We start from the raw sequence: 20,403 nt of genomic DNA on the forward strand, positions 1-20,403 counted from the left end.
TTAGTTACATTGTGATAGATTCTATCAAAATACCGCCAATTTCGATGACATCAATACCAAGGGAAGATTCATGTTTCGCAACGTTCACTTTGTAAGAGTAATGGGAATCAAAGGGTTAGTTGATCGCCTTCAGCAAACTTACGGCATTACATCCGATGACCTCGGTATTCCGCGCTCTGTATTGGAATATGAGATGAACCTGATTCCGATCTCGGTCCTCAATCAGTTTTATGAAAACATAGAAGGTATTACTGGTGACCCTGATGCAGTGCTCACACTCGTGCGACAGATGGATCTCAGCAAACTGGGATCGTTGAGTCATTGGTTCTTTGCTGGACATGATTTGGCGACAACGATTCGTCGTATCAACGCTGGCATTACCTGCATTCAATCAGGCGCTTTTTTTGGTGGTGAGATCGTCGGCCCCATCGTTAAGTGGACCTATAGAAACGACTCGATAACTGCCAATGCTAAAGCTCAAGATGGCGTACGTGTGGCCAACTTCATGTTAAACGTCCTCAGGCATTATTTGGGGAAAGACTTTATACCGGATAGAGTTTGCCTTCCCGGTTCACTGGCCAACAAAAAGGAATATGAAGCCCATTTCGGTTGCAGTATGGAATGGGGTCATAACAAAACCGAGGTTTGGCTACCAAATCGCTTGCGTTTACAAGGCAATAAAGTGCCTACATTACCTGCCGAGAGACTATCAATGAGTTTTGCCGACTTAGATGGTTATCTCGACATGCCTGATCCTCAAGATCATACCAAAGTGCTCTACGAAGTCGTTAATTACTCTCGACACTTTGGTTTGCCAACGCTCGCCAAGGTATCACAGCTGTTAGGGCTATCCGAACAACAACTGCAGCGTCGGCTACAGTCTTCAGGCCTTAATTTCACCTCTATTGTGGGGTTTGTGCTTTCAGGAGAAACCGTTAAACAAATTGTGTTGGGTGTTCCATTAGAGACCATCGCAAAAAGAATGGGATATACCAATATGACGAGTTTTAGTCGTATGTTTAAAAAATACCGTGGCGTCACCCCCAAACAATACGCACAACATTACGCCGACGCTTATTGAATCACTCCGCTAGCTACCAGCACAACAATCGAGCTTTCCTATCAAAGAAATAGGGACAAGCAATCTGAGTTTTTACCGCTTCGATGCCATGCTTACAGCATAACGTAAGACCGAGTTAATGGTCATTGAGGCGCACTAAACTTACTCAGCTCATTGCTAAGCCAGTTTGGAGGAGCGCTTAACTGTTTCGCATTCAGGAGATAGATATGCACGGTGAACAAACTGGTAATGCTGGCAAATGCCCAGTAATGCATGGTGGAAATACTATGCTTGGTGGAAATACTAGGCTTGGTGGAAAAGCGACCAAAAACCTTGATTGGTGGCCTAACCAATTAAACCTAAAAATACTCCATCAGAACGACACCAAGTCAAATCCGCTTGATCAAGATTTCAATTATCAAGAAGCGTTTAAAGCGCTAAATCTCAAGGCGGTAAAAGCTGACCTCGAAGCGCTGATGACAGATTCGCAAGAATGGTGGCCAGCGGATTATGGTCACTATGGTCCCTTCATGATCCGAATGGCATGGCATGCCGCCGGGACATATCGAACTTCAGATGGACGCGGCGGCGCTAATACTGGCAATCAACGCTTTGCCCCACTCAACAGCTGGCCAGATAACGGTAACCTAGATAAGGCCCGTCGCCTACTATGGCCAATCAAAAAGAAATACGGTAACAGCCTCTCATGGGCAGACTTATTTATCCTCGCGGGTAACGTTGCTATCGAGTCAATGGGACTGCCCACTTTTGGCTTCTCTGGCGGTCGTCAAGACATTTGGGAGCCAGAAGAAGACATCTATTGGGGTGCAGAAAGCGAATGGCTTGGTGACGAACGTTATTCCGGTGACCGTGAGCTCGAGAAGCCACTGGCCGCAGTACAGATGGGACTTATCTACGTAAACCCAGAGGGACCAAACGGGGAACCCACTATCCTTGCGTCTGGTAAGGACATCCGCGATACCTTTGCTCGAATGGGTATGAACGATGAAGAAACCGTTGCGCTAGTCGCAGGTGGACACACCTTTGGTAAAACCCACGGCGCGGGCTCTGAAGAAGAAATGGGACCAGAGCCCGAAGCCGCACCTCTTGAAGAGATGGGTTTTGGCTGGAAAAACAGTTTTGGCACAGGTAAAGGTGACGACACCACAACCAGCGGCATTGAGGGTGCATGGACACCAAACCCTATCCAGTGGGATAACGGCTACTTTGACATGCTGTTTGGCTATGATTGGGACCTCGTGAAAAGCCCAGCGGGCGCATGGCAATGGGAGCCGATTGGTGTCGCCGACGATCATATGGCACCAAAAGCGCATGATGCCTCTCAAAAAGTTAAAACCATCATGACAACGGCCGACATGGCAATGCGCATGGACCCTATCTATGGTCCTATCTCAAAACGCTTCCATGAGAACCCAGATCAGTTCGCTGATGCCTTTGCGCGTGCTTGGTTTAAACTTACCCACCGCGATATGGGTCCAAAAAGCCGTTACATCGGGGAAGAAACGCCCGCTGAAGACCTGATTTGGCAAGATCCACTGCCGAAAGCGACCTTCGAAACACTCTCAGATGGAGATATCACTGAGCTAAAACGAGCGATTCTATCGACAGACCTCACGGTATCCGAACTTGTTTATACTGCATGGTCGAGCGCATCCACATACCGAGGCTCGGATTTCCGTGGCGGTGCAAACGGTGGACGTATTCGCTTAGCTCCACAAAAAGACTGGGAAGCTAATCAACCAGAACAACTCGACAAGGTACTAACAAAACTGGAGTCCGTTCGTTCCGAATTTAACACTCAGGAGCGAGGTATTTCGATTGCTGACTTAATCGTTCTTGCTGGTAATACCGCCATTGAAAAAGCGGCGCAAGATGGAGGCTTCGCGGTTGAGGTGCCCTTCTCTTCAGGTCGAGTCGATGCGAACGATGAACATACAGACACCGAATCTTTTGCGGTATTAGAGCCTGAGGCTGATGGTTTCCGTAACTTCTCGAAGAAGCTATTTACGGTGCCTGCCGAAGAAATGTTGCTTGATAAAGCACAGCTGCTTGGACTCTCTGCGCCGGAAATGACGGTACTGATTGGCGGCCTAAGAGTACTAGGTGCCAACCATAACGGTACATCACACGGTGTGCTGACTGACCGAGTCGGTGTGCTCAGCAATGATTTCTTCGTGAACTTGGTCGATATGGCGACAGAGTGGAAGCCAGTATGCCCTCACAACAGCGCTTACTTAGGCACTGACCGAGCAACAGGGGAGAAAAAATGGACAGCCACACGCGTTGATTTAGTCTTCGGCTCCAACTCTCAACTGAGAGCACTTGCTGAGCTTTATGCATGTGATGATGCCAAAGAGAAATTTGTTAGAGACTTTATCGCGGCATGGACGAAAGTCATGAATGCTGATCGATTTGATCTTAAGTAGTTTCTCATAACTCGTTGACATCAATTATTGGGGTGGCATTACGTCACCCCTTTTTTGTGTTAGCGGTTCATCACTAAGTTGTAGCCATTGCAGATACAACTGACAGGTTAGTCTTGGCGTTAAGATGGTCAATATCGAACCTTGTCCATCAACGAACTCAATAATGGACTAGGCTTAATTTCGACAACACAGTCTGACAGAGGGACAACCTATGAGTCGAAAGCTAGTAAATGCGACTAACCTTTATATGGAAGGGATCAGAGATGGACACGCACGCCAAGCCGTCACTAAATACACAGGGGTTCGCTACACCCAGCACAGTACTGGTGTAAGAAATGGCATTGAAGGCTTTGTCGAGTTCTTTGAGCCCTTTATCGAGCGCTGTCATGATAGAGATATTCGAATCGTTCGCTCGGTCGTTGATGGTCAGTATGTGTTTGTGCAAGCCTACCAAAACATTAACAAAGGCGAGGCATACTGGGTCACCACTGACCTTTTTGATACCGATGAAAATGACAAGATCATCGAGCATTGGGACGTAATCTCAGCGTATGTCGAAAACTCAAACGGTGATACGGACCAGATAGCTGGACCAACAGAGCCGAATGACCTCGATAAAACAACTGAGAATAAAGAACTGGTTCGAACATTTCTTTGTGATGTCATGGTCTTAGGTCAATCCGATGCGGCATCTAAGTATGTAGACTTTCAGAACATCCCAGTCCACTCAGAATCAACCGTCGATGAACCTCAAAAGTACGTAGGTTGCTATGACCAAGTATTCAAAATCATAGGTCAAGGCAATACTGTCGTCGCCTACAGTCGAGTCCTCTACCAAGGCCAAGAGGTCGCTCGTTTCGATATTTTTCGGGTGCAAGATGGAAAAATTGTCGAAATGTGGGTCAACCAAGAACCTGTGCCTCCAAAAGATGAATGGGTTAACGGTGGAAAGTTCTAAGCCCCTCTTATTCTGAGATTCATCCCCTGACGACTCAAGGAGAGTATGTTTCGATACAGGGGATACCTTATATCGAATGTTTGGAAAGCACCTTAGGATGACCATCTTTAGCCACTAAATATCTACTACGCGATCGCCTGTAATGATAAGATCACCGCATCAGAATTACCGAGAAACCCTATGTTTATCCATCACGTTAACGGCATCGATTGGCTAGTGATTACCGCTTTTGAAGAACTAAAACCCATGTTTATAGAAGATGCGGGGGCGATTCCCTCTTGCTTCTCGACCACCAGCGAACTGAGCTTAATTGACCAAGCTAAGCGCACTTATGGGTATTTGCCAAGGCTCGACGGGGTAATCACCGATACTGGCACGTTTCAAAGCCAGAGCAATGAAGAAGATTTGAACCCGCAGCTTGCCTGTATTGTAGAGGGGCGTGGTCGGGTGTTTATCTATCACGGTGGCTTTGTGGCGTTTGTGGATGACGAGCAAACCTTTATTACTCGATTGGGCTAAGAGTTTCCCAGCGAAATAGTATCCCTAGGAGCTCATGCGCAAGAGTTTCGTCGATTACAATTAGATTCCTACCTGAGTAGGAATCACAGCTATGAGCTAGAACTTGATGAAATGCAGATAGCAAAACGCCGCTAATAAAAGCGGCGTTTTTAATGGTGATGCTTGCAACATAAGTCTGCATAACATGACCAATCTTTCAATGAGTTACAAGGTAATTTGCAGCATAAATTCGCATAGGCTTGCATCAAAAGCCGGCAAATTGTTACCGGTCTCGAAATTACACGTAGTAAACTTACAACCATTTAAACATTACTAAAGTACCAAAATCGCTTGGTGATCACACACAAATCAATTCGCTCCCTAAATCGTTTTTGGACAAAACCTTGTTAGAGTATCGAATCTAGCTTGGTCGATATAGATTAGAACAAGCTTATTGAAAGCTTAAACACTTTTATGTTTGGAGTGGCAGTTTTGAAGATTTATAAAGAGGAGGGTTTTAGCCCTCCCCTCTAAAGGTTAAATGAACAGTACAATAACCAAAGCTGACGCTCTAATAATTGCTGCTACATCCACACTAACCTGAAAGTTCCGAGTCTTAGCAGTAAACATAAGCTTCGCCTGATAGTTCTCGGGCCGACCCAAGATGAAATCCTGAGATTTACGTGGCTGGCCACCACGCACACTAGACGATTTGCAGTCATTCCAATGCGATTTTTGCTTTTAGTACGAGTAAAAGCATCAGAGTGTCGTACCACCTAAATTTAAGGTACTAAGCCTTGCCCATCCCAGAAACCAGTGCACTCCTAGTGTCAGTCACAGCCTCGCTTTCAGACACCTAATTCGATTATACTGACTCAGAAGTCGTATGCAATTCCGTTGATAATACATAACATTATGTTCTTAGGTTTTGTAGGGAAAACTAACACACCTAGATTCTGTAGAATATTTAGCACATGGAATTTTCGAGTTAGAAAATGCCATGTGTTAAAATTCAGATTGTGATGCTTTGGGACAGAACTCTCTTAGCCGTTTTAGGCGATGGCTACCCATCGGATAGTTCAGAACGAAATCAGTCACCGTACCCTAAGGTGACTGACGTGAAAGGAAACGACAAAATCTGCGATGCTATAAAATTTTGTTTATGCAAAGTTCATGAGAAAGTACTCAGAAGATGAATAAGCTTTCAAAGCTAGATTCTGTGTTATTTATCAGTGTTTTTTAATAAAGGGGCAATAGATTCAGAATTACTCAAGTCAAGTGGCACAAAACGTCTTGAGTCGCTACGGTTAAAAACTCTTACTCTATTTGTTTGGAGGTTAAGTTGAAGGCCAATTCCCCATACATCACCAGAGTGTGGGCGATTATCCATCAACTCTCCTGTCAGTAGTTCTGATATTGCATTAAGAGGACAAAATACAAATAGGTTTGGTACGATTCGTACAAGAAGGAAAGCCTTGCTTGATAGTCGGTCAAGGTTCACTTTTCTCAGGTCAAACCAATAGCTTCCAGCAGTATTCTCAGCTACTGATGGAGAAATGATACTAATGGTTCCTCGTTGAAATACCGTAGTATTGGAGTACTTCTTAAATCCCTGCTCAGTCAGAACGCTAAGATTATGGTTTCGAGTATTCTCTTTGCTATTCATTGTTTAATGCCTCAAGCAGATTGAGTTAATAACATCATCATTCGCCTAAACAGAAACATTAAAAGGCGGTTTTGTGTATGCTGACTTCGCCCGATTGACCAGAACCAATTCTAAAAGAGGCTTCTTTACCATTTCTCAAGTCTGCTTCAACTTCAGCTAACCCTCCTGCACAAAGACCATTCGGCTGTGCGCTGATGATAAATGTATCTTTGTCCAGAAATACTATGATTTTTTCTTTTGGGTTTAAATCAGTTAATGGGATTCCATCCAAGTATACGCGGGTTGAACATGCAGCCCCCATAAACCCAGAATCGCGCTTGATAGTAACTTTCACTTTACTCGGAGAGTTCTGGGTAAATGATGTTGAATACACCTTGTTTTGCCCTACGTGTACAGATTCTGAGTTGCTTACAGGAGATGTTGCACAACCTGAAATCGACAACAATACCAATAGAACACAGCTTTCAGTCCTAGTCATATTAGCCTCTTGAGGTTAGTTGTTCTAACCTCAAGCGTAGACTAATAACTATACTCATCAATGACAATTTGGCACTTTATATCTAAGGGAGTCACAGCCAGTGACGAGTAGTGACTTTCATTAGACGTGAATAAAATAACAGAAAATTACGGATAGTAAGGAACACTAGTTTTGCACGGACTTAGGAGAAAGCTTTCATGTCTTCCTAGCCTCTGTTCCCTCAGGCAATGCCGATAAAGCAAGGACAGAGTTTATTGGCTCAAAACCTCGCTATATAGTAAAGGGGCAGAAGTGTTTTAGGGCAGTCGCACTAAGGCGCTCTTGTCCCAAAGCGTGGCTCTGTGAAACGTTTTTGGACAAAAATGTTTTAGGTGTGCAGATCTAAACCATTCCGTTCAGATTAGAAAAGGTATCTTGAAACCTTAAACGTGTACTATACACTTGCCTTTTGAAGCTCTTTTACCCTTTCAATGACTGGGGAAGTCGGACTTGATTTCGATATTATTGAAAAGTGCTTATTGACTTCGGCCACGCCCGCCTCGTCGATAATCATCTGCTTTGTAACTTTAGATTGTTCGTAGATTTTTGACTTTTCAGTAGCCTGTTCTAATTCATCTTCGATTGACAGGATATCTTCTGCGCCCATGTAAGTAGTCGCAACTTGTACCGTAAGATAATCATTTAGATAGAACCCATTTTTGTCCATGAACTGGCAAAGAGGCAATATGACAGAGCTTACAAGTTGCTGTCGTTCATCTAGGCTCAACTCTTTGTTAGCCATTACTTCATGGATAACATCACTGGCTGATACAAACATCGAGAATAGCTCTTCATGTACTTTCAACCGCCTATCAAATACTTTATGAGAATACACTTCTATCCTGTTTTTACGTCGAAAGTACTCACTTAGAAAGGCCCCAATAATGATGCCAACAAACCCGATTAATGCACTTTCCAATGTTAATTCCTCTAAGGCTGTAACGCTTTACTAACGGGCGATAATGCTATACCGCCCAACCTAAATATTGTGCCATAAACACGGAGCTAAAATTGTGACTGGAACCGACAAGCGATAGGATAGCCTATTAAGTAATTTGTTGAACGAAGCCGCTCTGCGGCAGAGTAAAGCGCACAACCCACCATACTCCTAATAACCCCATCACCCAATGGGCAACATAGGAGTAAATATCATGACACCCGCTGAACTTGAACGCTACAACTTCCTTTATGACCAACACCTTACCAATCTTAAACTGCAAGGTAAACGGCCTGCCACCATCGATGCCTACTCTCGTGCAGTACGTCGAATTACCCAGTTCTACGACTGCTGTCCCGACACCTTAACGACTGACCAACTCAAGCATTACTTCGCAAGTCTCATCGAAACCCACTCTTGGAGTACCGTAAAGCTCGACCGCTGTGGGCTGCAGTTCTTCTATCGCTATACTTTGACCAAAGAGTGGGAGTGGCTCGATATTGTCAGGCCACCTCGTACCAAAAACTGCCCGATGTCTTAACCCCACCACAGGTAGCATTGCTAATCACGATGACACGACAACGGCGCTATCAGGTGTTCTTTCTTACCTTGTATTCCATGGGGCTACGACTGAGGGAAGGGCTGAGCCTAAAGGTGCAAGATATTGATGCCCACACCATGCAGGTACATGTTCGTAATGGAAAAGGAGGCAAAGACCGGTTGGTGCCACTTCCACAGCGCACACTAAACGCACTGCGTAGCTACTGGCTGACTCACCGTCACCCACAGCTACTCTTTCCTGGTAAAGAGCTTATGACTGATAACCCTATGGACAGAGGTGGCGTACAAAAGGCCATGAAGTTGGTCCTTAAAGACTGTGGTATTAGTAAGCCCATCTCACCGCACTCGCTTCGACATTGCTTTGCAACTCACTTACTTGAGCAAGGTCTGGATTTACGCTCTCTGCAGATTTTGCTAGGACACGGTAGCCTCAACACCACGGCTCGCTATACCCGTATGACCCAACTGAAACAAAAAGATGCAGCGCTGGCAATTAACCAGCTTACCGATGCACTCGTCATTCAATGGGAGGAAGTATGAGCATCTTTATCGACCTACTCCGCGCCCATCTCGATGTTTTTGAACGTCATTACGACAACCAACTCACAGCTGACATGCGTTCAGCTATCCAAGCCATGCTCCGCTGCAAAACAGAGCAGCAAGGTCGCTCACAATGGTATTGTGCTCACTGCCATCATGACGACCGGCTGCCACTCTCATGTGGGCACCGACACTGCCCCCAGTGCCAGCACCGCACCACTTCTGATTGGCTAGAGCGCCAAAAACAGAAGTTGCTGCCTGTTCATTACTTTATGGTGACCTTCACGTTACCTTACCAGTTAAGACCGTTGGCTAGGCGAGCCCCTAAAACCCTCTACAGTGCCATGTTCCAAGTGACATCGAGTGTGCTCAAAAGCTTTGCCCAAAGACAGAACAAAGGCGCGCTCGGATTCACCGCCGTACTGCATACTCACAGCAGGCAGCGAAATCTGCATCCCCACCTACACGTGATTGTCGCAGGTGGGCGGTATGACTCATCAAGAGAAGTATGCCACAAAGATAACAAGCAATACCTGTTTAATGCCTTCGCTCTGGCTAAGGTATGGCGGGCAAGGTTGTTAGAAGTGATAGAGCAACATCCACAGTTGTGGCTCCCCAAGCGCCTCCCCCACAAATGGGTGGTTGACTGTCGATGTGTGGGAAAAGGCCAGCCAGCACTGGAGTATCTATCACGTTATCTTTACCGAGGCGTATTGCCTGATAGCGATATCATCAAGGTAGAAGAAAACACAGTGACGTTCCGATACAAAGAGAGCCAAACCCAACAATGGAAGCTGCGAACACTACCCACTCTTCAGTTCTTGATGCTCATCTTACAGCATGTACTTCCCAAAGGATTGCAACGAGTTCGTGACTATGGCTTCTTGCGAGGACAGGCTCGACAAGCACTTAGGCGTATACAGCGATTGCTGCTTGGGCTGTTTTATCAGCTCCCAAACCTTGAGCCTGTGACCAAGAATAAAGCAACACGCTTCTGCCCTTGCTGCCAGCATGAGATGGCTTGTGTTGGGGTCACTCGACCGAGATAGCCGAAAGGCAGACAGAATAAGGATAATGTTGAAGTACAAACCGGGAGAAAACGTAAACGCTAGAGACTGACGGACAACAGCTAACCTTCTGATAAAGCTATACTCTTGGCTTTATCATGGCAGCGCTCGCCTTGAAAAAATCATCAAGGTGAGAGCACCGCAGACAAAGATCGCACAATTTACTTATATAGAGGCATCGGGCTTGTTCAACACTTGGGATTAAGCGCTGGCTTCGCAGCGTTTAATCCTTATTTGTTAAGCTTTCAGCTCTTCAATAGTTTCCTTTATCGGTAGTTGGTTTTCAAAATACTGTCTAAAGGCAACATGGATATCTTGAATCCAATGCTCACTATTATTCGCTTCTAAAAACTTCATTGCTTTTTCAGGAATGGGAGCTTTTTGATAATGAAACGTGGCATTCCTAAAAAGACGTAAAGCATCTACGAAATCGTCTTGTTCCAGCAATGAATCGATTGTTTCATCGGAACAGTCTAGTTCACGATAGCCTTCAATAACAACGAAAAGTAATGAGTAAAATACTGAAATACGGCGGAAAGATGAGTGAAATTGTGAGAGCGTTTGTAATTCACTCGGAAAACCTTCGTCGACTTTGATATCAGCATTGATTACAACATTCACAGCATCAGCATTTAACCAATGTGAATGTAAAGCAACCATACATGAGTCCATACTATCTCCTTGAAACGCTTGTTGAACGAAGCCGCTCTGCGGCAGAGTAAAGCGCACAACCCACCATACTCCTAATAACCCCATCACCCAATGGGCAACATAGGAGTAAATATCATGACACCCGCTGAACTTGAACGCTACAACTTCCTTTATGACCAACACCTTACCAATCTTAAACTGCAAGGTAAACGGCCTGCCACCATCGATGCCTACTCTCGTGCAGTACGTCGAATTACCCAGTTCTACGACTGCTGTCCCGACACCTTAACGACTGACCAACTCAAGCATTACTTCGCAAGTCTCATCGAAACCCACTCTTGGAGTACCGTAAAGCTCGACCGCTGTGGGCTGCAGTTCTTCTATCGCTATACTTTGACCAAAGAGTGGGAGTGGCTCGATATTGTCAGGCCACCTCGTACCAAAAAACTGCCCGATGTCTTAACCCCACCACAGGTAGCATTGCTAATCACGATGACACGACAACGGCGCTATCAGGTGTTCTTTCTTACCTTGTATTCCATGGGGCTACGACTGAGGGAAGGGCTGAGCCTAAAGGTGCAAGATATTGATGCCCACACCATGCAGGTACATGTTCGTAATGGAAAAGGAGGCAAAGACCGGTTGGTGCCACTTCCACAGCGCACACTAAACGCACTGCGTAGCTACTGGCTGACTCACCGTCACCCACAGCTACTCTTTCCTGGTAAAGAGCTTATGACTGATAACCCTATGGACAGAGGTGGCGTACAAAAGGCCATGAAGTTGGTCCTTAAAGACTGTGGTATTAGTAAGCCCATCTCACCGCACTCGCTTCGACATTGCTTTGCAACTCACTTACTTGAGCAAGGTCTGGATTTACGCTCTCTGCAGATTTTGCTAGGACACGGTAGCCTCAACACCACGGCTCGCTATACCCGTATGACCCAACTGAAACAAAAAGATGCAGCGCTGGCAATTAACCAGCTTACCGATGCACTCGTCATTCAATGGGAGGAAGTATGAGCATCTTTATCGACCTACTCCGCGCCCATCTCGATGTTTTTGAACGTCATTACGACAACCAACTCACAGCTGACATGCGTTCAGCTATCCAAGCCATGCTCCGCTGCAAAACAGAGCAGCAAGGTCGCTCACAATGGTATTGTGCTCACTGCCATCATGACGACCGGCTGCCACTCTCATGTGGGCACCGACACTGCCCCCAGTGCCAGCACCGCACCACTTCTGATTGGCTAGAGCGCCAAAAACAGAAGTTGCTGCCTGTTCATTACTTTATGGTGACCTTCACGTTACCTTACCAGTTAAGACCGTTGGCTAGGCGAGCCCCTAAAACCCTCTACAGTGCCATGTTCCAAGTGACATCGAGTGTGCTCAAAAGCTTTGCCCAAAGACAGAACAAAGGCGCGCTCGGATTCACCGCCGTACTGCATACTCACAGCAGGCAGCGAAATCTGCATCCCCACCTACACGTGATTGTCGCAGGTGGGCGGTATGACTCATCAAGAGAAGTATGCCACAAAGATAACAAGCAATACCTGTTTAATGCCTTCGCTCTGGCTAAGGTATGGCGGGCAAGGTTGTTAGAAGTGATAGAGCAACATCCACAGTTGTGGCTCCCCAAGCGCCTCCCCCACAAATGGGTGGTTGACTGTCGATGTGTGGGAAAAGGCCAGCCAGCACTGGAGTATCTATCACGTTATCTTTACCGAGGCGTATTGCCTGATAGCGATATCATCAAGGTAGAAGAAAACACAGTGACGTTCCGATACAAAGAGAGCCAAACCCAACAATGGAAGCTGCGAACACTACCCACTCTTCAGTTCTTGATGCTCATCTTACAGCATGTACTTCCCAAAGGATTGCAACGAGTTCGTGACTATGGCTTCTTGCGAGGACAGGCTCGACAAGCACTTAGGCGTATACAGCGATTGCTGCTTGGGCTGTTTTATCAGCTCCCAAACCTTGAGCCTGTGACCAAGAATAAAGCAACACGCTTCTGCCCTTGCTGCCAGCATGAGATGGCTTGTGTTGGGGTCACTCGACCGAGATAGCCGAAAGGCAGACAGAATAAGGATAATGTTGAAGTACAAACCGGGAGAAAACGTAAACGCTAGAGACTGACGGACAACAGCTAACCTTCTGATAAAGCTATACTCTTGGCTTTATCATGGCAGCGCTCGCCTTGAAAAAATCATCAAGGTGAGAGCACCGCAGACAAAGATCGCACAATTTACTTATATAGAGGCATCGGGCTTGTTCAACACTTGGGATTAAGCGCTGGCTTCGCAGCGTTTAATCCTTATTTGTTAAGTTCCGATACCGTAGCAGTCATAACCTACAATTTTGAATAACGGTTGAAAATCTAGTGTGTTGCTATCATCAACCGCTTTCCATGATTTTTGCACTTCGTCTGGGTTCAACCCGCCAACGGTGAAAGCATTTGTCACAATTTCTCCAGTGTGTTCATCCTGAAGACCGTTCAGTTCTTCAATAGGTAAATGCCCAAGGTATAGATTTTGTTGAACAAGTAACTGCACTGTCAGTTTAACGTTCACCTTATCGCCATAACCATTATCAATAAATACTTTTTCTTCACCGAAAATAGATAGCGGTTCATGCTGTCCAGGTTCACTTGGAAGTAGCCCTTCATCCCATTTTTGTTGAGCAGTCTCGATGGCACTACCTAATATAGTTCCTTCTTCATTTGCAACACTCAGTTTATAGAATTCTTGAGGAATCATTAGCGGTTTAGGATCTGAGGAACTAATTCCGAAGGACATGTATGAGTTTCTAAAGTCACAGATAACAGGAGCTGTTACACTAGCTTTCCATTTATGATTTCCCGTAGAAACTGGCCTATATAAATCAATTTGTAATTTCTTTGCTCTTTTTAATGCAGATTTAGTAAAGCCAGAGGGACAAACAAGAGCTCCCTTTTGGGCTTTAACATCTTGAACCAAACCATGGAACTCTTCTACACCTTTAACATCAACCGGCTTAGCGTAGTCTTTGCAATCAATAACAATTCGCATTGTATATTGCCCAATACTTTGTTCGACAAGCACATCAATTTGTCGTTTTGTTTCGCTTTCAACGCCCTCGAGCATTACGTTGTGTTTTACAACAGCATCTGGAGCTAGTTGTTTCTGTATCATGACAACTAAGTTTTCCAGTGCTTTCCAATCTGGGATGCTATCTATATCCACACTAACTATTCCTTATCGTGTAATTTAAATAGGAACTTAACGCCTTGTTATGTGCGCTACTCAGCCTTTTGTTCATTAACCGAGTTTCCCGTAAAACGGTAAACACGCTTTGTCACTTTACGACCTTGACCACCTAAAGCTACGCTAAGAGAGGCACCATCTGTACTAGCGTCAAGTCCTCCTCTGCCTTCACCCTCGTAATACTCTTCTATTTCAACCTCGTTAGCATTCTCTATGCGATATGCTATGGCTAACTCTTGAGCAACCTGAGCCTGCATTTTTGCCATATGAAGTGATAGCTCTTGGCGTTTTGCCTCATCAAATAATTTTTCTAGCTCACCACTACCCGCAGCTACTTCCGTATCTTTTGTCGCGTCCAATAAAATGCTTGAAACAGCCCCAACAATTGGAGTGGAAGCTATTAATGCTTCAGCAGCTGCCTCGAGAATGGCTTGCGTTTTCGTTTTATCCATTATTCCCTCCGAGCGAATAACACTTTGTAGACGGACTTTTTTCGTCTTTGCATTCCGTCTATGTTGCTGCCGTTTACTATGAAACTCAACTAGTATCAACCTGTTATGTGAATCGACATATAGTTGTGGGGGCGAAATAAGAAAAGATTTCATATAAGAGACCAAGGTACGGATTAGGTTAACTTGGTCTATTGATGTACTGCTTCGGTGTTCCGTTTGCAGATTCTGAGACGGTTTGGGGCAACTTTACGTTAAACTCCCCAACGGTATGAAGTTCTGAAAGTGGAGCCTAATTGCCTCCACTTATTGCTATTTAGGCATTTCGCGATACTGAAATTCTTCTTCTCGAAGTTGAGCCAGTTCAGATCTCGCTTGTTCTCTAGCTTCAAAAGCCTGTCGATGATCGGCTTCATCACACTCACCAGAGTGCAGCTTTTTTACTACAGCTTTATATTCAACATTTAACTCGTTCAACTTCTTTTCAGCAGCTTCAATCCTGGCAACAGCGTCACTCGATAAATTTCGATACTTTAGAAACTTAAACATATAACCTCCTAGCTCTCCTTAGATTTAAGCTACTATGAACTAAGATCTCAAACTGAGCAAACAATCAAAAAGCGCGAGAAATCCTAACCTTAAAACGAGATTCGACAAAACCGTGTATTTGGTTATGCTAAATCAGTATTCAACGGGTTCCAGCTGTTATCAAACAGTCCAGCCATGTCCGAGAATCATAAAGGGGCACAATTTCTTCAGACTGATTTGGGCAACAGGCTGTTGCCCTATTAGGGTAAATGGCAGTTGTTGATTCTGCAACTGCTGAGGATTCCTCGGTAGTTGCTTGATGAGCAATATACATGTTTTGCACATTAGCTAATTCTGTTGCCAGTACTATGCTTTCTGAAACGTTTTGGGGCAAACGTGCGCTGCAGTTATTTATTAATAGGGAAGTGATTTTCCTCATACTCTTCAACCAACGCAGCTAGCCTTTCAAGCTCCTCAGCTTCAGGAGTGCCTGGTTCGGTTGCATCAAACAGTGATTCAACTCGCTTCAATGCGGCCCTGTAATCACTTTCAGAGATGCCAGGCCCTAACTCATCTAATGTTACCTTCGCTAGTTCGTCTCTATGCGCAGTATGAGGGGTAATCCCCTTGACCAGTTCTTTTTCAGATAAACGTTTTTTGCTCATAGCTCGTCGTTTCCATTCAAAATGCGACTAGATAATTTATAGCATACTGAGTTATCAGCTATACCGTAAGCCTTGTCCTGAAACAAGCAATTAGGCAAAAGTGTGTAGGCTCAGCTATAATTGGGTAACAACGGAATACGCAGTCATACCATCGACTAGCCCTTTTTCGACCATCTACTTCTTATTATCCTCAGTGATGTTCCATGCTGGGGCCTTACCTAAATCCTGCAAAACGTCGCTGAGACTATTCTCCACAAACAAGCTATGATAATACAGAAACACCATATTGGATTAGCAAGGAGTTTGTAATGCAGTTGGCTAGTAAGATTGTACAAAGCTATGTAAATTGGGTTGATAACCATATTGTCGAGATAGCCTACGTTGGCTCTATCTTCGCTGTTATCCTGACGTTGTTCTTGAATTTTTTGTAATCTGCTCAGTTAAAGATATCTCCGTCACCAATTACCAGTGTCCATTATGACTCAAACTGTACTAACTTCATTCTCTGTACCATCAATGCATTTTAACGATGCTTTATTTGAAAATAATTTAATTACCAAAAGCAACTAAAAGAAAAACCATCAAGCCGAAACTCAATGGTTTTGATTGTCTACTGCTTGTTCAGCAGGTAGGTTGCTTTCTTCCTGACCTATTCTTAGCTGCCTATGCGGCGGGTCACCGGGACGAATAAGAAAGGATTCGGATAGCTATTTTCTTAGCTGCCTATGCGGCGGGTCACTATAAACTATAGACCCTAATTGACTGATAAGAGTCTATTTACATCACAAAAGCCAAAATTAACCCTTTTCTACAACACCATTGTAACCCATTGTTTTTATTAATCAAAAGAATAGCTTTAGAAAAAGGGTTAAAACTGAATATCTGGCACCGTGCCGCGCCTATCTTGATTAGTAGCGAAACCATAAGTGTTAAAATTGGCCGCGTTACGTTCATCAACCCACTCTTTTTGGACATGTAAAATGAAATCCTGTTTCGACGAGCCGCTTGAAATTGGAATTCGATGAAAATGCTCAAACTCTCGCTCTTCGTCTGCGACTGGGAATGACTCTTCACCTGCCAACTCAGCTCTAGCCATGCTGCGTTTCATTCTTCGTTTTTTGGAGCCGATAAAGCTTTTTCCTATTGTCTGATTCCGAACAAACCTCACTTCAGCCACCCCCTCTGGAATCGCGCTAACGGAGAATATTTCGAAAAGTTCTTCTTGTACCATGACTGAGAAGTAAGGCTGAAAAGACAGTCCAATCAAAAGCTCTTTATCCTCGGAAACAAAAGCAATGGTGTTACCGATGGAATTGACTCCCCAGCTCGGAAAATTAACTCCAATTTGGTTCATGGCCTGTTTATTATTGACCATAAATTTGTGCATTTGGCTAATACACCGCCCAGCAAGTAGACCACAGTCTGCCTGTGTTGGAAGGTAGCGTATACAGAAGTAATATCGTTGCTTCATGCTCGCCTCACTTAGCTTTACTACTTGAACCGTTAAATAGACCACCCTTGACCAGTACAGACATAATGAAGTGAACCTCATTAGGAATAACTTGGGTTTCGTTCATTTTTTTGGTCCAAGCCTCTGTGTCTTTAATCAAATGATAGAAGTCATTTTTTAGCGCAACATGTCTTCTCGCAATCACATACTCTCGGTCAGCACCATACTCATTCACCCGCAAAGGTTTGTCTGCATCTTCATGCCACCAATCATCGATTGATTGCAGCGCTGCGCCCACTTTCTGTCCGTGAAACGCAACGGTTTCTTTACCATTTTGCAGTTCTACCGTTGCTAATTTTTTAGTCGGCACCCCATCTTCTCTGCTGTCTAGAAATTCTTGGCTCGGGTATATTTCATCTCCCCATCCAACAGACAGTTTGGCTCGAATATCCATGTAGAAATACTCAGAACGCTCTGACAACGCACGAGTAAGATAAGCCGTCAACAGCTTAAGTCTTTGCGTAGATGGTTCATCCCATTTACCATACCAAGAGAGCCTAGTAGCATCCTCCACCACTATCTTTCCATTGTCGCTCGTCGTCACCTCAATGGACAAACCTCGACACTCTTCATTTCGCCACAGCCATTTACCTGACAAAATATTTTTGGCGTAACGGTGCGCCAGCTCTTGGTAGCCATTAAGCTCTTTATAGGTAGCGGCAAGCGACAGCAACGCATCGCGAACACCATCATCATTGCAAACCTCTGGGCTTAGGGAGTTGGCTCGAATACGAAGAGAAAAAGCGCAATAAATATCATCTACCCCAGGGGTAACGTAGCACTCTTCAATATACTGAGGGTTGGCGTAAGCTAAATCTTGAGGGGCCACGTTTTTAGGAGAGAAATTACTGCCTTTATACGCTTCAGCATATCCTCCTTTTGGTGCTCGTAACCGTGTTCTATCAACACCAATAGGACACATCTCATCATTCTTTGATAAGTAGTAAAAATACGCCTTCCCTGAGGACAGAGAACGGACATAGTTAAGCTGGCTACACAAATCCATAAGCATCTAATTCCTATAGTTTTTTATAAGAATAGTTTCGCCACTGGATTCTAGCGACCAAAACGCTCGCTCAAAATAGTGACCTCGCCCACTAAATCGAACTTCGATCGGATTTACTCGCTTAGCAATCCCTAACGCATTCTCAGCATAGGCATGATGTTCTGTTATCGAGTTCGCACGAACTGTCGGTTTTTCTAACAAGTGATAACCTAGGGAAACTGGAATGTTATCGCTATCGTCGACAATCTTTTCCTCAAGTTCATCAAAGTTACTAGGTTGCTGCTCACTAGGATACAGCCAACGCCCGCAAGCCGGAGCGCCCTTGATAGTATGAAACAGTTCAGATCGGCTGCTAAACGTTGTCAACCAATTAACTTCAGCTGAAATCTGCGGCTGAAATAAATACCCTCCCGCAAAGGCCGTTGGTAACGTTGCTTTTAACTCAGATAAGTAGTCTGACAATCGCTCGCTACCATTGACTCGAATCACCATATCTATCTCTAAATCGGCTAACCTCTCACTGCGGATCGTCGACCGTTTGGCATTAGAAACCGTTCGCTTAGTTACAACAGAGTTCGGTTCGGTCAGTTTTGCTGTAGATTGGATATCTTCGCTTCGAATGAAAAATGAGAAGCTCGAAAACTCAAACGGTGAGTCGCTTCCAATCAACCGATTAAGCTCTCTTTGATAGTAGTGCATGAAGCCCCAAATGGCCGTAAGTGATGGTGCTCCACACAAATATGGGCAGCTCATCGCCACGGCATCTTGAACTCGCATGGAAGAAAGATAAATGTATTGCTCGCTTTGGACCGTCTCATCACTAGTGCTTGGTTTGCTCAATTGGCTAAGTACCCACACTATCTGAGCTTTAACAACTTGTAGCAGCCGTGGGTGGTAGGCGAACTTATGAGTAAACTTATTCTCCTGAAACGCATAGTGAAGCCGATGGTTGAATTGCGTTGCGAGTGATTTCAGCTCTACTTCAGGCAGCGTCAAAAAATCATGGGCTAAAGGATCGTCATTTTCTAAAAGCTGTTCGCTTGGGGTTAAATCTGCTCGGTCTCGCAGTTCAATCAATGGCAGCATCCACAGCGCTATCTGCTTTCTTAGGATCTTGCTTTGAACGTTACGCGCTTTGTCTCTTTGCTTTTTGGTTTTAAGGGGTTCGGCGCCAGTCATCCTATTGAGCACCTGACAAATCTGATAATTCGTCACCTGATAGTCGTCAAGGTAATACCCTGTTTTGTTACGACTTGCCGCTAGCGTCCCTTGTGGTGCTGGTTTAATCTCAAGCGGATAGTTCATCACCTTCATAAAGCCCCCAAGACTCCCACACAAGCTACCAATACTGGCAGAGTTGGGCAGTGAAGAGGTTACAAAACTAAGCTTGCTGTTTGTATCACGAGCGCGAACTTCTAACTCTCGCTGTATTGAATTATTCACAACTGGCGTGATGGAAACATAATCATCACCACACGGAAGTCGCATTTGCTTACTATACGAACTGACTGATGTTGGAAAGGTTGAATCTGGAACTTGTGCGTTAATCGCCTTTTGCAAAGAGACGAGTGATTTGACCTCCAATCCAAATTCTTGCAATAACGCCAACCAAATCGGCTGTCCTTCTCGCACTAACGTGAGAACATTGGTTGATTTGGATTGCCAACGAAAAGGGTTCAATAACCACAATACATGTCGGTAGTATGCTGAGTTGTGCGTCCAGCCTAAACTCGGTTCAAGACTTCTTCCCGAAATAAACACTTCTTCCGTTGGAAGCGGTTTTGCGATGAGCCTTTGCTCTCTTACGCGGCAGTCCGGAAACTTCAAATTGTGCGAGTGAAACCATTTCAACTCTGCCAATGACGACTCTATGTTTTCTGAATCGCTCAAATGCTGCTTCGCACGGAGTTTGTCTAACCAATCCTTGCATTTATCGCCTTTATGATGAGAGCTTAAGTTAACTAGTACCGTTAACGCCGCTTCCTCAAACCCATCAACTTCTACGTCGGCAGTGTAAGGCATAAACCATTTTTTCATTGCCGCTTGTTTTACCGCAACATCTTCGATTACCAGAAAATCTGCAAATTTAGTCATG

The 20,403-nt window shown here is 44.8% G+C and carries 19 protein-coding genes and 1 pseudogene; 9 read left to right on the top strand and 11 right to left on the bottom strand.

Going from position 1 to position 20,403, the window contains the following annotated elements:
- Window positions 1-70 precede the first annotated feature (70 nt).
- From AC6I8U_RS11455 to AC6I8U_RS11470, 4 genes are all read left to right on the top strand, one after another.
- Entirely contained in the window at window positions 71-1,081 is a 1,011-nt protein-coding gene (locus AC6I8U_RS11455) for an AraC family transcriptional regulator (protein WP_498016944.1), read from the top strand.
- A gap of 206 nt (window positions 1,082-1,287) precedes the next feature.
- Window positions 1,288-3,507, top strand: a complete 2,220-nt coding sequence (katG, locus tag AC6I8U_RS11460) for a catalase/peroxidase HPI (protein WP_498016945.1) — start codon at window positions 1,288-1,290, stop codon at window positions 3,505-3,507.
- 211 nt (window positions 3,508-3,718) lie between these two features.
- The gene (locus AC6I8U_RS11465) at window positions 3,719-4,465 is read left to right on the top strand and encodes a nuclear transport factor 2 family protein (RefSeq protein WP_498016946.1); all 747 of its coding nucleotides are present in this window, start codon (window positions 3,719-3,721) and stop codon (window positions 4,463-4,465) included.
- A 180-nt stretch (window positions 4,466-4,645) separates the two neighbouring features.
- Complete coding sequence (locus AC6I8U_RS11470) at window positions 4,646-4,984, top strand: cytosolic protein (RefSeq protein ID WP_498016947.1); 339 nt, start codon at window positions 4,646-4,648, stop codon at window positions 4,982-4,984.
- A 1,201-nt stretch (window positions 4,985-6,185) separates the two neighbouring features.
- On the opposite strand, the gene AC6I8U_RS11475 is transcribed toward AC6I8U_RS11470, so the two are convergent.
- From AC6I8U_RS11475 to AC6I8U_RS11485, 3 genes are all read right to left on the bottom strand, one after another.
- Window positions 6,186-6,629: a hypothetical protein gene (locus AC6I8U_RS11475; protein WP_498016948.1), complete on the bottom strand. Its 444-nt coding sequence runs from the start codon at window positions 6,627-6,629 to the stop codon at window positions 6,186-6,188.
- Between the two features lie 58 nt (window positions 6,630-6,687).
- On the bottom strand, window positions 6,688-7,107 hold the full coding sequence (locus tag AC6I8U_RS11480) for a hypothetical protein (protein ID WP_498016949.1): 420 nt from the start codon (window positions 7,105-7,107) through the stop codon (window positions 6,688-6,690).
- 433 nt (window positions 7,108-7,540) lie between these two features.
- Entirely contained in the window at window positions 7,541-8,065 is a 525-nt protein-coding gene (locus tag AC6I8U_RS11485; RefSeq protein ID WP_498016950.1) for a hypothetical protein, read from the bottom strand.
- A gap of 232 nt (window positions 8,066-8,297) precedes the next feature.
- Between AC6I8U_RS11485 and AC6I8U_RS11490 the strand changes: the two are divergent.
- Both AC6I8U_RS11490 and AC6I8U_RS11495 read left to right on the top strand, forming a co-directional pair.
- Window positions 8,298-9,184: pseudogene (locus tag AC6I8U_RS11490) on the top strand (site-specific integrase).
- Window positions 9,181-10,233, top strand: coding sequence for an IS91 family transposase (locus tag AC6I8U_RS11495; protein WP_498016951.1), 1,053 nt, complete (start codon window positions 9,181-9,183; stop codon window positions 10,231-10,233). The pseudogene AC6I8U_RS11490 and the gene AC6I8U_RS11495 overlap by 4 nt, the downstream one beginning before the upstream one ends.
- A gap of 255 nt (window positions 10,234-10,488) precedes the next feature.
- Here AC6I8U_RS11495 and AC6I8U_RS11500 read toward each other — a convergent pair whose 3' ends face one another.
- Window positions 10,489-10,923 carry a hypothetical protein gene (locus AC6I8U_RS11500; protein WP_498016952.1) on the bottom strand — a complete coding sequence of 145 codons (435 nt, stop codon included), beginning with the start codon at window positions 10,921-10,923 and terminating at the stop codon, window positions 10,489-10,491.
- A 114-nt stretch (window positions 10,924-11,037) separates the two neighbouring features.
- Between AC6I8U_RS11500 and AC6I8U_RS11505 the strand changes: the two genes are divergently transcribed.
- Both AC6I8U_RS11505 and AC6I8U_RS11510 read left to right on the top strand, forming a co-directional pair.
- Window positions 11,038-11,925: a site-specific integrase gene (locus AC6I8U_RS11505; protein WP_498016953.1), complete on the top strand. Its 888-nt coding sequence runs from the start codon at window positions 11,038-11,040 to the stop codon at window positions 11,923-11,925.
- A complete protein-coding gene (locus tag AC6I8U_RS11510) occupies window positions 11,922-12,974 on the top strand; it encodes an IS91 family transposase (RefSeq protein ID WP_498016951.1) in 1,053 nt (350 codons plus the stop codon). Before AC6I8U_RS11505 ends, AC6I8U_RS11510 begins: the two co-directional genes overlap by 4 nt.
- Window positions 12,975-13,229: 255 nt before the next feature.
- On the opposite strand, the gene AC6I8U_RS11515 is transcribed toward AC6I8U_RS11510, so the two are convergent.
- The 4 genes from AC6I8U_RS11515 to AC6I8U_RS11530 form a co-directional block, all read right to left on the bottom strand.
- Window positions 13,230-14,129: a restriction endonuclease gene (locus AC6I8U_RS11515; protein ID WP_498016954.1), complete on the bottom strand. Its 900-nt coding sequence runs from the start codon at window positions 14,127-14,129 to the stop codon at window positions 13,230-13,232.
- 56 nt (window positions 14,130-14,185) lie between these two features.
- A complete protein-coding gene (locus tag AC6I8U_RS11520; RefSeq protein ID WP_498016955.1) occupies window positions 14,186-14,602 on the bottom strand; it encodes a hypothetical protein in 417 nt (138 codons plus the stop codon).
- Between the two features lie 309 nt (window positions 14,603-14,911).
- Window positions 14,912-15,148, bottom strand: coding sequence for a hypothetical protein (locus AC6I8U_RS11525; RefSeq protein ID WP_498016956.1), 237 nt, complete (start codon window positions 15,146-15,148; stop codon window positions 14,912-14,914).
- 386 nt (window positions 15,149-15,534) lie between these two features.
- On the bottom strand, window positions 15,535-15,792 hold the full coding sequence (locus tag AC6I8U_RS11530) for a hypothetical protein (protein ID WP_498016957.1): 258 nt from the start codon (window positions 15,790-15,792) through the stop codon (window positions 15,535-15,537).
- A gap of 308 nt (window positions 15,793-16,100) precedes the next feature.
- On the opposite strand from AC6I8U_RS11530, the gene AC6I8U_RS11535 reads away from it, so the two are divergent.
- A complete protein-coding gene (locus AC6I8U_RS11535; RefSeq protein WP_301339408.1) occupies window positions 16,101-16,223 on the top strand; it encodes a hypothetical protein in 123 nt (40 codons plus the stop codon).
- 437 nt (window positions 16,224-16,660) lie between these two features.
- On the opposite strand, the gene cas6f is transcribed toward AC6I8U_RS11535, so the two are convergent.
- The 3 genes from cas6f to AC6I8U_RS11550 are packed head-to-tail and all read right to left on the bottom strand — an operon-like array spanning window position 16,661 to window position 20,402.
- The gene (gene cas6f / locus AC6I8U_RS11540; protein ID WP_498016958.1) at window positions 16,661-17,263 is read right to left on the bottom strand and encodes a type I-F CRISPR-associated endoribonuclease Cas6/Csy4; all 603 of its coding nucleotides are present in this window, start codon (window positions 17,261-17,263) and stop codon (window positions 16,661-16,663) included.
- A 7-nt stretch (window positions 17,264-17,270) separates the two neighbouring features.
- Window positions 17,271-18,308, bottom strand: coding sequence for a type I-F CRISPR-associated protein Csy3 (gene csy3, locus AC6I8U_RS11545; protein WP_498016959.1), 1,038 nt, complete (start codon window positions 18,306-18,308; stop codon window positions 17,271-17,273).
- Window positions 18,309-18,314: 6 nt separating this feature from the next.
- Window positions 18,315-20,402: a type I-F CRISPR-associated protein Csy2 gene (locus AC6I8U_RS11550; protein ID WP_498016960.1), complete on the bottom strand. Its 2,088-nt coding sequence runs from the start codon at window positions 20,400-20,402 to the stop codon at window positions 18,315-18,317.
- Between the last annotated feature and the right edge of the window lies 1 nt (window position 20,403).

It is taken from the genome of Vibrio sp. KUL80 (assembly GCF_059725495.1).